The sequence below is a fragment of the Flavobacterium sp. genome (genome assembly GCF_029242675.1).
GTDB lineage: Bacteria > Bacteroidota > Bacteroidia > Flavobacteriales > Flavobacteriaceae > Flavobacterium.
The window spans coordinates 1-20,412 of record NZ_JAQWTM010000075.1; the positions used below are offsets into that span (position 1 = coordinate 1).

The following is a 20,412-nucleotide window of genomic DNA, read 5'->3' on the forward strand; positions in this document are numbered from 1 at the left end:
TTAAACCACAGCCATTAGAAAAATGGGGCGGAATAATTGATAGCAATGATAACGCTGCAGTGATGGCGCAATCCTTATATGGGGAAACATTTGAGTTAGGTGGTATCAAAGATTTACAATCAATAGTAAATTTATCTGAAGAGCAAGAGCAGCGTTTTACTTGGGGTCTATATGCAACAGATCAAGATTTTGAAACGGCGCAAATGGCCGGGTTAGCATATGTAGATACTGAGGTTAATGTAAATGAGAAGTATGTTTATAAACTAATTTCATTAGTTCCCGAGAGCGAAATGCTGATTAAAGATGGGGGTGTTTTTATTGGATTACAAGATTATGAAGCACTACCCAAACCATTGGATTTAGTGGTTAATTTTTTACAAGACAAAGCGATGTTAAGCTGGAACTATGAGCTGTATAAACAACAGTATAATAGTTATTTCATAGAACGGTCAGAGGATGGTATAGCTTTTAAAAGGTTGAACGATTTACCTATTACCACTTTGAATAATAGCGATAAGTCTGATGCTAGAAGGATGTTTTATGTAGATTCTATCAGCAATGGAAAGACGTATCATTATCGCATTATAGGTAAGACCATTTTTGGAGAAACGAGCCCAGCCTCTGCAGTAGTATTTGGTAAAGGTGAAAAGCTTTTGGCTTTTGTTCCGCACATTACTACAAAAAACTATTTAGATGACAAACGCATCATATTAGAATGGGAATTTCTTGAAGAAGGTAATAAAGAGATCAAAGGATTTGAGCTTAACCGTTCTGACAAAGTAAATGGGAAGTACGAGGTAATTGTAAAAAACATACCGCCCAATGCGCGTAAAATATTATACGATAATTTGCAACCTACAAATTACCTAACTATTACCGCTATTGGCCTAAACGGCAGCAGTCGTACCTCTTTCCCTGCATTGGTGCAACCTGTAGATTCTCTACCGCCAGTAAAACCAATGGGCTTTAAGGGAACGATAGATAGTCTTGGAGTGGTTACGTTAAAATGGGAAGCTAATAAAGATAAAGACATTCTAGGATACCGCATTTTTAGAGGAAATAATAGAAACGAAGAGTATTCTCAAATTACTGTAGCTCCTTACTTAACAACGGTTTTCTTAGACAGTGTGGGAGTTAAAAATTTGAATTCAAAAGTGTACTATACATTAGTTGCTGTTGATCAGCGGTTTAATATGTCTGAGTCTTCAGACATACTAGAAATTAAAAAACTGGATTTTATAAAACCTACCCAAGCTATTTTTAATTCGTATCAAATAAAAGATGGCAAAGTCATCATGGAGTGGACAAACAGCTCCAGTGAAGATGTCATAAAACACGAAATCTATAGGAGAGAAAGAAGTAATCCAAACTGGGAGTTGTTGTACACGATTGAAAATAAGCGTTCGTCAGTAAGCAATAAACAAGGTGCAGTTCAAATTGAATCCCCGCCTACAGGGACTTGGACAGATGATAAAGTTGTTGAAGGCAATGAATACAGCTATACAATTGTGGCAGTAGATGGTAGTGGTTTAAAATCTGATCAAGCACCTGCATTGACGCTAGTCATTCCTAAAACTACTTTACCAGGAGCTATTAAGGGTTTAAGTAGTTTTATAGACAAAGAGAATAACTACATAGAACTATACTGGACGATGTACAAAGAGACTAATGTTGCTGAAATAGCCATTTACAAAGGAGAAAAGGATAAGCCAATGACCTTGTTTCGAAATGTATTACCTACTGTAAACCGCATTGTCGATGTGCAAGTAAAGCCCAATAATGAATATAGTTATTTACTAAGAGCGGTGTTTAAAGACGGCCGTGTTAGCGAAATTGCAACATTGAATGTAAAATATTAAAATTATGAAGAAATTAATTTTTATTATTACGATAATTCTAGGTAATTGTGGTTATGCTCAAGAATATAATTTATGGTTATCAGGTGAAGGGAGTAAGTTTGTTTCTTATGCAACTTCTTTTTCGCCTTATGTTTCTAGCTTACAAATTGATTATAGCTCTTTGCAGCCCCCTTATGTTTATGGTACTACCTCTGTTAGAAATACTGGAATACATGAAATTAAAGATAAAAATGATTTACCGTTAAAAATTAATTATTTTATCAGGGATACTCCAAATTTTAACGGTGTATTTGTAACTGTTAACGGTACTTATAACTTAGATAAATTTAAAACAATTTTTATTGGGCGTGAAGCTAATGAAGGTGGCTTGGGATCGCAAAATGCGATTAGACATTATTTAACATATAATGATCCTGTATGTGTCTATCAATTTGCAGTTATTCTTCCAAAGTATGTACAACCTAGTATTCCATTTAACCAGCGTACTGTATCTGATAAATTGTTTGGTTCACCTGAAAATACTTTTCCTGAAACTCCTGTTAATGTTGATTATGTCACATGGGAATATCAAGTAAATGAAGAGCCGAGTGGGAGTTGGCACGAATTTCCAGAGAGTTTACGTCATAAGTTTCCCATGAATTCTACTATTGAAGAATTATATGAAGAATTATTTACTCCTCCTGACTCTTGGTTTCCTAATCATAGGCTAACTCCACCTATTGAAGATGTTAAAATTTTGAGAGTACGAGCAGTATTTTCTCCTCCAAGGAGTTCTACAAAGAATGTTATATATCCTATTGGAGACTTCTATGTTACTGACGCGATGCCTACTGTTTATTCAGATATATTTATTTTTAATATCATTAATTCATCTCCAAAACTCTTATCTTTTATCTCTGCGAAAACTAAATGTCCAAATTCGCAGGATGGAAGTTTCAAAATGGTATTAGATAGAAATTTAGCAACAGGAAAAAAATTAGTTGCTAGTTTATTTTATGAGTTTGAGCCTGCTGTTAAACCAGGAGTTTATTCATTATTAGGGCAAGAAAGCACTACTGTTTTAATAGATAATTTGGATGGGACTTATACCTACAATTGGCCATCAACTACTCCTATTAAAGCAGGTAAATATAAAGTTAGGTATCAAACTATTAATACTACTGTTCCAAATCCAGTATGGGATAGTTTAGAAGGACCTGAGAGTGGTTTTGTCATAGCTAATCCAGCCCCTGTAGTATTTTCAGCAACAAGTACTAAAAAAGTTTCTTGTAGTGGCGGTAGCGACGGTGAGATTACAATTACTGCCAGTGGTGGTACAGGTAGTTATCAGTACCAAAGAGATGGTGGTACTTGGACAAACTTTACCAGTGGAACAAGCGCAACCATAAGTATTCTCTCAAAAGGAACGTATGCTATTAAAGTTCGAGATGCAAATAAATGTAGTGGTTATTCAGCGGCTAACCAAGGAGTAATTATCGTCGCTGTTGCACAACCAGACAATCTTAAAATAGGTCAAATCACCTTTTCAAATCCTTTAAAATATAAAGCTACAGATGGCGCTATAACGGTGGCTACCGCTGGCGGAACTTTAGATTACACTATAGTGTGGGTAAATGAAGCTGGTATCGTTCAAACTACAGTCAATAATAGTTTGGTAGCGGGTGTTTTCCAGACCGCTTTAACGGGAGTTCCTGCAGGAAAATACACCCTTACCGTAGTTGATAAAAACAACTGTACAGATACTGTTTCGATTACTTTAATAGAACCTGAATTGTTAGTGGTAAATGTAAGTATAGAAAAAGCCATTGCCTGTTTTGGGGAAATGGGTTCGTTAAAAGCTAATGCCACAGGAGGCCCTATAGGAACAGGTTATAAGTACCAGTGGTATAAAATAGAGGGCTTGGTTGCCAGTGAATTAACATCTAAAACAGCTAAAATTTTAGACGATGTGCCTGCGGGAAATTATCAAGTTGAAATAAAAGATGAAAATGGCATAACGCAAATGTCTGCTGTACTTCCATTAGCACAACCATCGGCACCTCTAGTGATAGGTAAAACGCCTACCGAAATATCTTGTAGTGATAAAAATGATGGGGCTATAGTATTAAATGTCACAGGAGGAACTGCACCGTATACTTACAAATGGCAAGATGACGCAACAACTAGCAATAGAGAAGCATTGGCAGCAGGTTTTTATAAAGTAGAAGTAACAGATGCCAATGGGTGTATGGATACTGCAGAACTAACGATAAAACCAGCACAAACAGCCGCTTTAACCATTAGTACAATTAGCATCACGCCACTCAAGTCACCAGGAGATGATAACGGAGCTATTGCCACCAATGCTAGTGGAGGAACCGCACCCTATAGGTACAGTTGGCTGAAAGATGGTAACCCTACCGTTTTTAGTACAGAAAAAGACATCAGCAACTTATCAAAAGGGAGTTATGTTTTAACCGTTACTGATGCCAATTATGAAAGTTCAAATGGAGTAAGAGGCTGTAGCACTACCGCCACATACAACCTTACTGATCCAGAGCCATTAAAAATTGGGATAATAGCAGAAGCTGTCAACTGTTTTAATGCATCAGATGGTACAGTAAGCGCTACGGTTACTGGAGGAACAGCTCCCTATACATACGAGTGGTTTAAAGAAACAGCCACTACATTTACAGCAATAGCCCAAACAACCGCTGTAGTGAGGGGATTAGCAGCAGGAAATTACAAAGTAGCGGTTAAGGATTTTCTTGGAGCCACTATTGCAGAATCAGTATCAATACGTTCCCCAGAGAAGTTGAAAGTGAGTTACACACAAAAAAATGTCTTGTGTTATGGCGCTGCAAATGGCGCTGTGAGTGTGACTGTATCTGGGGGTACAGCGCCGTATAGCTATTTGTTTTTAGATAGTAGTGGTGTAAGTAAAGGAAGCACTGCTAATATAGAAGCTTTATCTGGAGGTACCTATATGCTAGCAGTAGTGGATAGCAAAAACTGTTCTACTGCGGCAATTGCAATTAAAATTGAAGAGCCTACAGTAGCGCTTACGGTAGGTATAGATAACCAAACAAATCCCACTGCCTATCTAGCAAATGATGGTCAAGCTACCGCAATTGCACAAGGAGGTACTGCGCCTTACAGCTATCAGTGGACAGCTACCGATGATAAAGTTGTAGGCACAAACGCTACTGCAACGGGTCTAGAATCAGGTACATACAGGTTAACGGTTACAGATGCTAATTTCAATACCAGCAGCCCAATGACAGGCTGTACCGCTAGTGCTACTGTTGATCTTGTTGCCCCATCTTTATTAACAGTGGCTATTAATGTAAACAATACGATTTCATGTTTTGGTGATAGTGATGGTATTCTTTCCGCAGTAGGATCTGGAGGAGTAGCACCTTACAGCTACAATTGGTTTGTAAAAGACGCTTCAAATACGTTTAATCCATTGGGTTTGACAGCCGAAAAAATCACCAACCGACCAGCTGGAACCTACCAAGTAACCATTACCGATGCTAATGGAATCATTAAACGATCAAACGAACTTATACTAGCAGCGCCAGAGGAATTAAAAGTAGCCAGCGTGGTAACAGATGTCAACTGCTTTAACTCCAATACAGGATCCATTGCCATTGCTGTAACTGGAGGGACTTTACCGTATAAATATTACTGGAGCAACAATGTGAAAACACTTGAAAATAATAACCTAAAAGCAGGAATGTATAGTGTTACTGTTATAGATGCCAACTTGTGTAGCGTTGAAATAGAAAACATAGAGGTTAAAGAGAAAGCAACTGCACCTATCAGTATCGCTAGCATAGATAATAAAATGCTCTCAGGATTTGAAACAGCCGATGGTTCGCTGACAATCACGGCCACTGGCGGCGTTAGTCCGTATAGCTATAAGTGGACAAAGGCAGGATCTAAGGACATAATTGCTACAGCCAATACAGTCTCTGGGCTAGCTGCAGGCTCTTATGAAGCGACTGTTATAGATAAAAATAGCTGCTCATTTCTACAAAGTTTTCTTGTAGAGCAACCTGAGCAGTTGGCCTTGAAATTAGCACAAACAGCCCTTAATTTATGTTATGACGATAAAAATGCGACTATTGAAGCCACTGTTACTGGAGGAGTAAAACCGCACCAATACAATTGGTATCTCCTTTCTGATCCAACAGTTTCTGTAAGTGCTGAGGCTGTTTTAAGTGGCAGAGAAGCAGGGAGCTATGGTGTTACCGTTACCGATGCTAATAAAATTGCAGTAAGCTCGCAAATCACCATAGTGCAAAATGATAAAATGATTGTTGAAGACGCTATTACAAATGTACTTTGTTATGGAGCAAAGACAGGTCGAATAGCTTTACAAGTATCCGGAGGAGCAGGCGATTATAGTTACTCTTGGAGCACCAAGGAAACAACCTCTTCAATTGAAGGGCTGTATAAAGGAACTTACACGGTAACGGTAACCGATAAAAACAGCTGTAGTGTTACAATCGCGTATACAATCACAGAACCAGCTCAAAGAGTAGCAATAAGTACTTTTAAAATCAGTAAACCATCAGGATACAAACTCTCAGACGGAGCCATTGAGGTCACTGCTGCAGGTGGAGTTCCCAATTATAAATATACTTGGTATGACAGTGCAAACAACCCATTGAGTGCGACCACTGCCAGGTTAACGGGCATAGCTGCGGGAACGTATAAAGTGATTGTTACCGATGCCAATAATTGTACTGCTGAGCAACAGTTTATAGTAGATCAAACTGCAGAGATTTTAGTAACTATTTCAGTCGATCCAATTAAATGTAATGGTGAAGAAGGAACTTTGAGCGCAAATGCAACAGGAGGATACCTTGCTTCAGGGGCTGACTATACGTACCAGTGGTACACTAGTGCGGGTGGTAAATTAAAAACTGCTGCTGCTTTGAATGGCTTTGCAGGGAAATACTATGTCATTGTAACAGACAGTAACGGAATTACTACGCGAAGAGATGTGGAATTAACAGAACCAGAATTACTAGCGATTACAAACGAAGTACAAACGAATGTATTGTGTTATGGAGACGCAACAGGAGCGATAGCTCTAAGTGTTTCGGGAGGAACAGGAACCTATAGTTACTCTTGGTCGAATAGCGCTACAACCAAAACCAATAGCATGCTAACTGCTGGAGAATATACTGTTACTGTAACAGATGAAAGCGGTTGTACAATAATAAAAAAGTTTACTATTGTTGAACCACCAGTTTATGGCTTCACCTCAGTTAGTTTAGTGCGTCCTAATGGTGCAAAAGCAGATGGAACGATTTCCATTACCATACAAGGAGGAGTTGCACCATACAATTATAAATGGACCAACGACAAAGGCATTGCAGTAGCTCAAGTCGCTACATCAACAAGTACGGCCAATGTTGCTGGAGAATTAATACCAGGGATCTATGCCATAACGGTTACTGACGCCACGGGTTGTGTTTTAAAAAACAGCTATAATCTAGCAGATCCAGGAGAGCTAATTGCAAACATTGTTTTAAAAACGCCCATTAGCTGTTACGGAAATAACAATGCACAAATTGAGGCTATAACTGTAGGGGGAGTAGGAGGAAATATTTACAACTGGTACAACGCTGTTACCAATGAAAAAATAGGCGCCGATAATGCAATCCTTTCAGGAGTGCCGGCAGGAGCGTATTATCTTATTGTGAACAATGCAGAGGGTGTTTCCGAAAAAAGCGAAACGCTGGTAGTAACCCAACCAGAATCAGTTGTAGTTACTTATACAGCAAGTAACCTAAGTTGCTTTGAAGCAAATAATGGTAAAATAGTACTAAGTGCAACGGGTGGTACTGCTAGCTATGAATATCGAATGAAAATAAACAGCGATCTTTATGGACCTTGGAATACATTTTCAACAACAGCTACAACGACTACAACAGCCACTACAACATTTAACAATTTAGCAAAAGGGGTGTACCAAATTCAAGTTCGCGATAGCAATGGATGTACATACAACGAAAACAACGTTTTAAAAACAATTACGGTGTCCATAACACAGCCTGATTTGTTAACTATAGCGTCAAGCAAAGCAACTAACAGCACAGGTTTTGGACTCTCTAATGGTTCAATAAAGGTTGTTGTAACTGGAGGAACGCTACCTTATAAATATGTATGGCGCGATGAAAGTGGAGCCGTACAAGTAGCCACAACAAATACTTTAAGTAATGTTCCAGCTGGAAAATACAGTTTAAATATTACTGATGCAAACAACTGTACTGTATTTGATGCAAACACTGTAACAGCCCCAGCTAGATTAGAGGTAACGATCAGTGTGCAAAGTAATATCCTTTGTTATAATGATAAAAATGGATCTCTAAGAGCAGCAGTATCAGGAGGAAGTCCTTTTACGACCGGGGAATCCTATTTATATGAATGGTACAGAGAAGGGGAGGCCGTGGCAATAGGCGACGAAATTACCTTAGAGGGCACTATAGGGGCAGGTTTGTATTACGTCATTGTTACCGACAAAAACGGAAATACAACACAAAGCAATATGTATGTTTTACAACAACCTCAAGAATTAACGGTTGCCTTAAGTAGTGCCTACACTTATTGCGGTACTGCAGATGATTGGACAATTACAACAACTGTAAAAGGAGGCACACTCCCGTACAAATACAGTTGGAGTACAGAGGACACCACTGCAAATTTGACTAATGTAAAATCAGGGAACTATCTTGTATTTGTGACCGATGCTAACGGTTGTCAAATCATGCAAACCCTCAAGGTTGAACCACCAAAGAAGCTTGATGTTCAAGCCACTATCATACCACTTAACTGTAGTAGTTCTTGCGAGGCTAAAATTGACCTTTTAATTACAGCAGGCGTAGCTCCATATAGTGTCAAGTGGAGCACGGGGGCGACCACACTTTCTATAGACAACCTTTGTGCAGGCACTTACAGCGTAAGTGTTACAGATCAAAAAGGATGTGAGCTAAATTTAGATTATGTAATCTCAAATCCAGAAGCATTAGTTGTAGATCTAGGGGGTAATAAAACACTTTGTAATAAGCAATCTCAAAACCTAGATATTACAATTGCTGATGCTGCGGCCACCTATTTATGGACTGCAACAAATGGTTTTACAAGTGCTTCACCAAGAGTCTCTTTGACTGAGGCAGGAGTGTATACCGCAAAAGTCACAAGCGGTCAAGGTTGCACAGCAGAAGGTACAATTGAAATATTTAAAACAAATGCAGGTATTAATTCGCAATTTCTACTTACATCTCAAGCATTTGCCAATGAAGAAATCATTTTGGTAAACACCAGTAGTCCTTTGAGTAATACAGTAGAATGGATTTTACCAAGAAGTGCCGAAATTATTAAAAAAACAAACGAAACCATTATAATTAAGTTTGTTCAAGCAGGAGCATATGAGGTTACCTTACGATCTTTTCAAGGAGAATGTCAACAAGACTATACTAAACCTATTATCGTAGAAGAAGCGAGACTCTTACCAGATATAGGTGATGCAACGATACCTTTTATTATTGATTTTATACCGCATCCCAATCCTACAACCGGTGTGTTTAAGGTAACGATTAAACTACAGGAGCCAGCTGCCATTTCGTTGCGACTCTATAGTTTGACTTCTGGACTTTCTATCAATGACAGGCAAATGAATAGTGATGATACATACAATTTAGATTACAATGTGAATTTACCTGCGGGTATTTACTTTTTATTACTTGAAACGCCAAAAGGGAATGAAATTCGAAAAATTATTATTAAATAATGAGAGCATTAAAAAACAAAGTAAGTAATCAGAAGTGTCTTTATAGTCTAAAGAATACTACTGACGACTGTATACTACAAAAAGTAATGAACAGCAGCAAAAAGAAGCAAAGACGATCTGTATTGGATTCTTTTAAAACGGTGGTTTCTGTCGTGACTTTTTTGCTGAGTACAATGCTTTTTATGTCTAGTTGTACAAAGGAGCAGGCGGTTCCTATTGATATCGATTTTAGTATTGAAGTCGTAAATAATGATTTTTCAGTCCCCGTACTAGTTAAGATTACTAATAAAACTGTTGGTGCTGATACCTATGAATGGACTTTTGAAGGAGCAGAAACAACAAGCTCTACAAAGCAAAATCCTGGAACTATTATCTATAAAAAAGAAGGTAACTTTGTGATCAAGCTGACCGCTATGAATAGAGACGGAATTATAGAAACCAAAGAAATTCCGGTTGCTATAAACGATGAAATAGTAACTGATTTTACAGCGACCGTTATTAAGGATAATTATTCCCCTATGGAAGTCGCGTTTACAAATACAACTGTGGGCGCAACTACTTACAAATGGAGTTTTGAAAACGGTTCAATAGCAGGGTCAACAAGTCAAAATCCAGCAAACGTTGTTTTTACAACGCCCGGAAATCATAAAGTTACATTAGAGGTAAGCAACGGTAAGGAAACCTATCAAATAGAAAAAACGGTGACGGTTGCTCCTTATCTTGAGGCTGCATTTGGTATAGAATTAGCATTCGAAGACGATGATTTACAGGCTCCTGTTAGTGTTACAACGAGCAATAATAGCATTAGCGCAACTAGTTATTCATGGAGTTGTACGGGAGCAAGTCCTAGTGTAAGCACAGCTGCGACTCCAAAATTTACTTTTGAAAAAGCAGGGATTTACACAATTAAGTTAGAGGCATCAAATGGAAAGGAAACAAAGACAGTTTCAAAAACAATAACAGCGTTAGCAAATACTAATTTAAGAACTTTTAATGATGTGAAATTAGGAATTAATACGGCGCACAATTCAAATACTATTGGGGCCTTCTTCTCAACTCAATTGCGAGAGCGCTACACAAGTCAAGAGGTAAATAGTACAAACGGATCGTTGATAGATATTGCTTTTTATGGATTAAATGGAACCTTTTCGTTTAATAAATTCCTGTCGCCAGATCAAGTACAAACTCTAAATTTTGATGCAATACCTAATGCTACTCACACACAATTTATCAATAGTCAAGAGTCCTGTAATTGCAGCACTTCTTTATCTGTTAGTCAATTTGATTCGATGAAGGATGATGCATTATTATCAGGTTTAGGAATTACAGAAACCACTGGAGGATTAAAAGATTTTGATAGTAGTAAAGTGCCACGCATAATACTCTTTAAAACGCAAGACGGTCGAAAAGGAGCCATAAAAATTAAAAGTTTTGAAGCAAATGGCGTAAACTCATTCATTGTTGTTGATATTAAAGTGATGAAACAATAGTGATTATTTAGTTGACCAAAACAGTGAAACCAATTGTGAACTATGGTGGAAAGGGATTGAAAAATTGATTTCACATATCAAAAGGATAAAACGGTAAACGCTTATGCTGCTCAAATTAATAGAACAACATCGTAAGCTAGTTCTTGAAAGAAGAGATAATAGCATAAAGACAAGGTTTAAAGATTAAATTATTCTGTTTTACAGAGATAAAAAAGGTAGGTTATTTGGGGTCAAGTCCTAGAAAATTAAGAAAAAAGATGAATAAAGTATATCAATTAATAAATCATAAACTGCAAGTTACAACTAGTGTACTGCCTGCTGCAACGCGCAAATTGCTTATTGCATTTTTTCTAATTTTAGGTTGCCAAGCTTCCATTGCTCAGATTTATCCTGTCCAAGTAAATCCACAGTTGATACCGCCGTACAGTCTAAAATTATCAGACTATCAAACGACTACTTCAGAGAAATTATTTGTCAATATCTTGTTGACAGATACTCAGGAAATTGGCCGACGCGTGCGTCTTAAAATGCGTATTGAAGGCAATGGCTATGCTATTCAAAACACTGATGTTATTGCAGGAGCTACCCCTATATTTTTAGATGGAGGAATTAATTTACGGTTGTCAAATTTGGACTTACAGCCTTATTTTGAATTAAACAATCTTCAAGGAATTACCCCACAACAATACAATCAACCCCTGGCTAGCGGTAGATATGATTTCTGTTTTGAAGTGTATGATTTTTTTTCTGGGCAACTGCTATCCCGCAAAAGTTGCTTTCCTGTTTACTTAATTCTTAACGACCCACCACTTCTTAATTTGCCTAGTCGAGGCGATTTGGTTTCGGCACAAAATCCGCAGAATGTTCTTTTTAGCTGGACACCACGCCATCTTAATGCGACAGGAGTGCAGTATGAATTTACCCTCAAAGAATTGTGGGATACTACCTTAGATCCGCAAGCAGCGTTTTTAAATAGTGCTATTTTATTTCAAACCACAACATTTACAAGTACCTTACTTTATGGCCCAGCAGATATACCACTATTAGAGGGTAAAAGATATGCTTGGCAAGTAAGAGCGATAGTAACTGATGGAATAAGCGAAACTTCGGTTTTTAAAAACAATGGCTATAGCGAAATCTTCAATTTTACCTATCAAGGGAATTGTGACGTACCAAAATTTGTTATGTCTGAAGCGCAAAACACACAAACGGTTGAAATTACTTGGCTGTATTCAGATCATATTCGATACCAAATTCAGTACCGTAAAAAAGGCTATGGCGACGCAGATTGGTTTAGCTTATATGCTTACAACCAACAAAGTGTTATTTATAATCTTGAAGCTGCAACTACCTACGAATTTAGAGTGGGAGGAGAATGTACTGCCGAAGCTGGTTTTGCCTATTCTGGAATACAAGAATTTACAACACCTTCTGAGAGTGAAACGGCTTATTACAATTGCGGTATCACTCCCGAAATTAAAATTACAAATAACAGTCCGCTACCAAGTTTAAAAAAGGGCGAAACCTTTACTGCAGGCGATTTTCCGGTTGTAACTGTGGAGTTAAGTGGTAGTGGCGGTAGTTACTCTGGATGGGGATATATAACGCTTCCATTTTTAGAAAAACTAAATAAGGTTATCGATATCGCTCATAAAGTGAGCGATGGTGCAGTAAATATTGGTAAATACACCAGAATAAAGGTCGAATTCAAAAACGTACAAATTAATACTGATTACCAACTCACGCAGGGTGTTGTCGAAACAAGCTACGACCCTACCTGGAAGAACATAGGTGATGTCGACGCTGCACTGGATAAAATTAATGGAAGTGACGGTGAAATCACTGCTTATAACGCAACTGCGGTTACATTAACTGGCGTTAAAGTAGTCGATGGTAAAGTTGTTTTACTCAACAAAAACGGAACCGAAACAACTATTGATACCAAGCCGCCTGTTGTAATTACCGATAAAACTGGAAAAACGTTTACAGTAAACGAACAAGGAGAAGTGGAAGAAGGAAAAGCTGCCGAAGGTGGTGCACCCAATAAAACTAATACCAATGGTGTAGACAATTCGGGTAACGTAAACCTAATCTCGTCTAAGGATGTCGAAGTGATATTTGAGCCAGGTAAAGGCAAGTATACTTTTGATACTAACCCAAATCAAGATAAAAGGGTATCGACTAGTGTTGCTCACAATGCTACTTATGAAACAATTAAAAAAGCAGATGGCGGTAATTATTATGTGCATTACAAAGCAGTAGCTAATACTCCATTTAATGAACCAGATAGGGACGACGAAATAAGTGCTACGGTTTCTTTCTCGAATGGAAAAACAAAAGAAGACCTCGTTTTTAAAACACCAAGTGGTGAAGAGGTCAACCCTAGCTGGTCTGGAAATATAGCTACATTTAAACTTACTAAAAAGTTTGACTACGCTAAGGATGCCATTATTGCCACAGTAAAACCAGCCGACTCTACGGCTAAGTATGAAGTTGCTGGTAAAATTGACCTATGGCATCTTAGTGGCAAGCAAGTCAATGTAGTACTAGTGAGTATCAATGGTGCTCCAATTCCTGATGATGCTACAACAGAACTTAATGAAATATACAATAAAACAGGAATCAGTTTTAATGTAAGTACCGTTAAAAAAACGATTACCAACAGCTGGGGGACTACCATAGAAACAGGAAATAGTGACGCACTAAATACCTACACTAATGGGCAGCAACTCGTTACGCAAGCGGTAATAGCTGCATTGGGTACCGACTATAAAACCAACACCTATTACATGCTTTATACCAATGAAAAAGCTAGTAATGGTGACGCTGGATTTATGCCGTTGATAAGGCAGTTTGGTTTTGTGTTTGACGAAAAAAACCGAACATTAGCACACGAATTAGGTCATGGTGTCTTTGGTTTGATACACCCGTTTTCTAAAGACGGTGATAAACTTAAAACTAACTTACTGATGGATTATGGCGCAGGGAAACTCTTGAGCCACAACGATTGGGAAATGATGTATGCGCCAGGATTACAATTGTATCAGTATACTCAGGGTAGTAGTGCAGGGGCTTTGGCTGGAGGATATGGAATTGCACCTGACTACACATTTGTAAGTAATGGAGATGAAACTACAGTTGCTTATCTTGAATTAGCTAAAAAAGGTTTTTTAGGAGGCTTGGTAAAAGATTCTAAAAAATACAAATGGAGTACCAATAAATATGTTTGTGATGAGAAAGACTCTACACTTAAAATTGAAACTATTGCAACTATTGCCGATGGAAGTAAAATTTATTTGTTCTTTGATAATGACAAACCTATAAAACAAAACAAATATTTACGCACGGTTTACAATGAAGAATTAAAAGAAAAGCTTGCTACCAAAGATCCTGCAAAACTAAGTGCATTTGTAGATAAATATGTTACTGACGTAAGCTATAAGCAAAAGGAGGAAAGTCGAGATACCTATTGGGGATTTATTGCTTGTGATGGTTGTAACAGTGATGGGGCAAAACAAGATGTTGTTGATGTAAATAATCAAAATTTAAAAATTATTAGAGATTGCGGAACTGACGCATATGTACAAAAATCATTGTTCACTTATAATAATGATGTTGCAACATGGGGCGGGGTGATTGTAAAATTTTTAGATCACAATTTAAATGAAAACAAGAAAAACAAATCAGGAGATGATCTAAACACTGTTAATTTAGGTGGCTTAAGATATATAAATCCTTCACAGCGATATAACGGTAATCCAATATTTCAGCCATCCTATATTGAAGAATTAAACAATAAATTAGCTTATTTAGAGGTTAGCGCTGGTATACAATTACATATAAATTTTATTGAAACAACTTGTACATTTACTCAAAAAGAAGGTGACAAATTTGCCAAAGATATTTTTGAAGCCAGTGCTATTTCGAAGACTAAAGGTATTTATACTCTCATTGTAAGAAATATAAATGCTCAAAATGTTTTAGAATGGAAAACTTATTTTGCCTATGGCTCTGATATTAGTGATTCAATAAAAAACAGTTCTTCTGATTTGCTGGGAATAGATAGTGACAGCAAATTTAAGTCTTTTGGAAAATCACTATTTCAATTCTACAAAATTGTACCTAAAAAGCAGCTACAATATATTTATGAAATAGAACTAGCTACTAAATTCGAAAGAAACAACCCTGAAGAATTTGAATACAAGCCTATTTTAAAAAATATAAATGGAAAAATAGCTACGGTTGAAAGTCAAACAGGCAATGCTGTAATTACCAAGATTTACTTCAAAGACACAGAGACAGATGTTACGAAAGAACTAAATGAGACAGATAACGTAAAAGAACTTAAAGAAGAATTTGTCGCTGAACAAGGGCTAAATTTAGCAGTAGTATATGCTGAAACATTTGCAGGTTGGAAATTGTACGCTAAAGATATAAGTAACACTAATCCTTCAGGAGAAATAACATACAAACCTATTATTTTAGATTGTAAATTCACTTTAAATCAATCTTGTACAGGAGAGATTATTGATAAAGCATTTTTAGTAGCAGGAATTGCTTCAGCGCCTTTTGGTAATGTAGCTATTGTTATAGATGGACTAGCCGTAATCTATTACGGAGCGACAGGTGAAGGCGATACTGCATTGATGTATGTTTCTGGCTACGCAATAGGTCCTTTACTAGGTGCTACCATAAAAGGAATAGCCAATATAACTCCTAATATTATACGTTTCACCGAGGGTCTTTATGTTAAAGGAAATCTTATTCTAAAATTAGAGCAAGGCATTACCAAAGAAGGAGTAGAAGCTTTGCTTAGAAAGGAATTAAGTAGCGGAGTAAAAGAATGGATGATACCCAATGCAGAATACGGAAATGTTTTTGTCAAAGCTACCGACAATGAAATTTTGGTCGGTTATGTAAAAACCGAACAAAATGTAGATAAATTAGTTATTTTAGCAGATAAAAAAAGTACACATAGCTTGTCTAATAAATTAGAAAAGGCGACTGATGTTGAAGTTAGAGAAGCTTTTAAGATTGTGCAAGGGGCGGGGAGTCTTATCACAACCGCTACAAAAGCTATTACTAAATCAAAATTACCTTCTGAATTTGTTGACGCATTAAAAGCACTAGGCAAATCTGAAGATGATATTTTGGAATATTTTACGAAATATCACAATGACAATGGCTTTAAGTTTTTAAATGAGGTAGAAGACCTTGTAACACAATATCCTTCTTTAACAAGAGCAGAAGCTTATACGCTTTGGGGATATACTACGGACAACTTTTACTTTCAACTAAATGATTGGCTTCGCAGAGGAGTTAATACCTCTCAAACCCAAGCCATGAAAAATATTCTTCAATCTGCTTTAGCAAAAGTGCCGAAATATAATGGCACTGCATTTCGTGCTATTAAATTAGACGGACAAGCATTAACTGACTTTTTAAGTAAGCATAATGTAGGAGATATTGTTACATACGATGAGTTCGTTTCTTGTGGTAGCACTCAAACGGCAGCATTTTTTAATAAGCCAGGAAAAAATATTCAACTTACAATGGAGGTAAACAATGCTCCTGTTATATCAGATTTTGCAGACGGTATAAAGTTTAGAGGATATGGTAAAGATGAGCTATTATTATTGTCAGGAAAGAAATTTAAAATTTTATCCAAAGAGTTAGATAATGGTATTTATAAAATTTCCGTTGTTCAACAATAATTTTATTTATGAGTAATTACGAATTAAGTGATGAAGAAAAAAAAATTCTTCAAAAGCATCGAGAATTAGCGGAAAAAGCCAAAGAAAAGGAGCGTTTATTTTGGATAGATGAATACCCCAATTACTCTATTGAAGATAAAACTAAATATTGGGTAGCTAATATTCATCATGGAATGAGAATGCAAGGTGAAGCTACTGCAGATCAATATTCTGAATTTTCTGTTGAATGGTATCAATACGTTACTTCAAGAGAAAAAGAGTTTGATTTCATCTTTACAATGGTAGTGCCAAGACTAGGAATAGATTTTAATTGGGATGAATACTATAAAAGAATAGAAAAAGCGGTTTAACAACCACTTTCAATCCCCAGCTGGCTTGAGCGTATGCTAGCGCGAGCGTCTCCCCCGCTCCCGCACGAATCCTTTCGTGTGGATCGAGATTGAACAACAAAATTTGAGTAAAAAAGTAAAAAATATAATTATGAGTAGAAATTATAAATTTCATAAAGAGGGGTTGTATTTTATCAGTTTTGCTGTAGTAGGCTGGTTAGATGTTTTTACGCGAAATGAATACAAAGATTTACTTATTTAAAGTATCAAATTTTGTCAAAAAAATAAAGGTTTAGAAGTTCATGCTTAGTGTGTTATAAGTAATCATGTTCATTTGGTTTTTAGGAGTGTCAATGGTCAAAAACCCTAGTTGTTGATTGGAGATTTAAAAAGATTTACTAGTCAATCTGTAGTAAAAAGCATACAATAAAATCCCAGAGACCCGAGCCTGAAAGTGCGAACAGGCGAAGTAAAGCAGAAAGGAATTCTTGTCAGATATTTTTAAAAAAGAAGCAGAAAAGAGTTCAAATGTAATGCATTATCAGTTTTGGCGACATGATAACAAACCAATTGAACTATGGAGTAACAAAGTTATTCAACAAAAGATTGATTATGTACATAATAAATAAACAATAGTGAATTCATTTTGAGAACAACATTTAGTATAAAAATAAAGTTAGTGCTGCTATTGCTAGCAGTGACATCGGTAGGTTTTTCTCAAAATGTAGATTTAGAGAATTTGGGAGATTTTATAGGTCGAGGCAAACCCTTAAAAATAAGTGGTGCTTTTTCGGCCAATTCCATTTTTTATGATTCCAATCAAAACAGCGGTAGAGCCCCTTTTACTTACTATTTGCAAGGGAGTCTTAATGTTAGTTTTATGGCATTGAGTATGCCGGTGAGTTACAGCTATTCTAATCAAGGAACTAACCTAGACTATCAGGTACCGTACAAATTTAATCGCTTGAGTTTGCACCCCAAGTACAAATGGATACAAGCCCACATAGGTGATGCTAATATGAGTTTTTCGCCTTATACTTTAAGTGGTTATCAATTTACTGGTGGTGGGGTAGAACTAACTCCTAAAGGGCATTTTAAAATCGCAGCCATGGCGGGACGTTTACTAAAAGCGACTGAAGCTACTGAGGATGAGCGCACGGTGCCTGCATTCTCTCGTTTTGGGTATGGGGCAAAAGTTAACTACGACCAAGAAAGATACAGTTTAGGAGCTATCTTTTTTTATGCTAAAGACGATATTAATTCTCTTCAAACGGTGCCGGATGACAGGGGCATCACGCCCAAGGAAAATCTAGTAGTAAGTGTAGACGGAGCTTATAAAATACTTGATAATCTAAGTGTAAAAGCAGAGTATGCCTCTACTGCAATCACGCAAGATTTGCGCGCGGCACCTACTAATGAGAAAGGGAGTGGTATCGCTGGAGCCTTGTTTGACAATAGAGCTTCAACAGAACATTATGGAGCCTTAAAAGCAGGTTTTGATTACAACTTTAACGGTTCTACACTTGGTGTGACCTATGAACGTATTGATCCAGGATACACCACATTAGGAGCTTACTTTTTTAATAATGATTTCGAAAACATCACTTTAAACACCAGTACACAATTTTTCAATAATAAATTAAACTTGGCTTTTAATGTGGGGTACCAAAAAGACGATCTCCAAAATCAAAAAGAGCAAGCAACACATCGAACAGTTGGTTCTATCAACGCTTCGTTTAATGCGTCTCAAAAATTATTTTTAACAGGCTCTTATTCTAATTTTAGTAGCTATACAAATACTAAAGTCAATCAGTTTGATGTGATCAACAATACTGATATCATGGGAACCATAAGCGACCAACTTGACTTTAGGCAGATCTCGCAAAATGCCAATGTCAATGTTAATTATTTGATTTCGAAAAATAGAACAATTCAAAAGAGTTTAAATTTAAACTACTCTCTTACTGATGTAGCAAATGCGCAGGGTGGTATTGTGAGAATTGGGGATGCTTCTACTTTTCATAATATGAATGCCTCATATACATTAGGTTTTCCTAAAAAGAATACTAATATTACCGCTGCACTAAACGGTACAGTAAACACGATAGGCAGGGAAGACGCTACTACTTGGGGACCAACGATTAATGTGAACAAGAAATTCTTTGACAAGAAATTAAACGCGGGTTTTTCTAGTTCGTACAATTCGAGTCAAGGTAATTCAGGAACGACATCGGTAACTAATTTTAGAGCCAATGCTTCTTACATTTATAAAGAGAGACACAGTTTTAACCTAAATGCAATACAGCTTTTTCAGTCATCACTTACAACAGCAAACCGTAGTTTGACAGTTACCTTTGGCTACAACTACAATTTTGACATTGGAAACATTAAGTTAAAGTTTGAACGTGAAAAGGAAGAAGACGAGGATGAAGGGCAAAATGCCAAAAACAAAAAAGACAAGATTTTTTCGTTTAACTATCGCACACATTTGTTTAGTGGTAGTCATGATAGTATCAGTAAGGCGATTACTGCTTTAATTGAAACGCCCGATTTTAAAGGTTTAAAAGATGTTTATGGGATAGTTGACGAACTTTCGATACTAGAAAAGGAATTGCGATTAGATGAGTCTAAATCGGATAAAGGATATGAAAACACAGCATTTACTTATCTAGACTACTTGTATAAAAACAAAGACTTTATAGATGCCTACAATAAATTAGTTTTTAGTAGTTTGAAGATTCTATACAAAGATGCTGCTAAAATCGATATTGCCATGGAGGAAGAATCGATAAAAGCGCACGCCTATGTTAACAACTTAAGGACAAAAGGCAAAGTTATTAGTGAAAAAACCTTAAAATATCTAGAAGTAAAAGATAAGAAGTACAATGCCCACAAATGGATGCAAGAACAAATGGACGCATTGACTTATGGTGATGTGGTGGATGATAAAGGGTTACTGAAAGACTTTAAGAAAGAAAATTTATCAAAAGTTTTTGAAATGCTTCAAAAAGGTAAAGAAGAGAAAGATATTGAAATCTTTTTAGAAGTACAGCTAGCCGATTTTTACCATAAAAGGGCATTATAAAGAGCGCTAGGTCGCAGGTTTAAGTTTGTTTAGCCTGCGTTTTTACATTGTTATTTATTGTTTTCTAATTTTGAAACATCGATCTGTTGACTAATTGAATGGCCTCGCTCCGCAAAGAGTTAAATAATAGTCTGCTCGCTGCTCAAATG

Annotated in this window: 6 protein-coding genes; all 6 read left to right on the forward strand. The window is 36.8% G+C overall.

The genetic code is table 11. The annotated features are described in order from the left end of the window. The coding region (locus P8M54_RS02875) for a hypothetical protein (protein ID WP_300284884.1) at positions 1-1,859 on the forward strand (1,859 nt) is incomplete at its 5' end. A 4-nt stretch (positions 1,860-1,863) separates the two neighbouring features. Next, a complete protein-coding gene (locus P8M54_RS02880) occupies positions 1,864-9,645 on the forward strand; it encodes a T9SS type A sorting domain-containing protein (RefSeq protein WP_300284888.1) in 7,782 nt (2,593 codons plus the stop codon). Positions 9,646-9,731: 86 nt separating this feature from the next. Further along, a complete protein-coding gene (locus P8M54_RS02885; RefSeq protein ID WP_300284891.1) occupies positions 9,732-11,135 on the forward strand; it encodes a PKD domain-containing protein in 1,404 nt (467 codons plus the stop codon). Between the two features lie 257 nt (positions 11,136-11,392). Then, positions 11,393-16,849 carry a hypothetical protein gene (locus P8M54_RS02890; protein WP_300284894.1) on the forward strand — a complete coding sequence of 1,819 codons (5,457 nt, stop codon included), beginning with the start codon at positions 11,393-11,395 and terminating at the stop codon, positions 16,847-16,849. Positions 16,850-16,857: 8 nt separating this feature from the next. Beyond that, a complete protein-coding gene (locus tag P8M54_RS02895; RefSeq protein ID WP_300284897.1) occupies positions 16,858-17,199 on the forward strand; it encodes a hypothetical protein in 342 nt (113 codons plus the stop codon). 658 nt (positions 17,200-17,857) lie between these two features. Then, positions 17,858-20,263, forward strand: coding sequence for a hypothetical protein (locus P8M54_RS02900; RefSeq protein ID WP_300284900.1), 2,406 nt, complete (start codon positions 17,858-17,860; stop codon positions 20,261-20,263). Positions 20,264-20,412 lie beyond the last annotated feature (149 nt).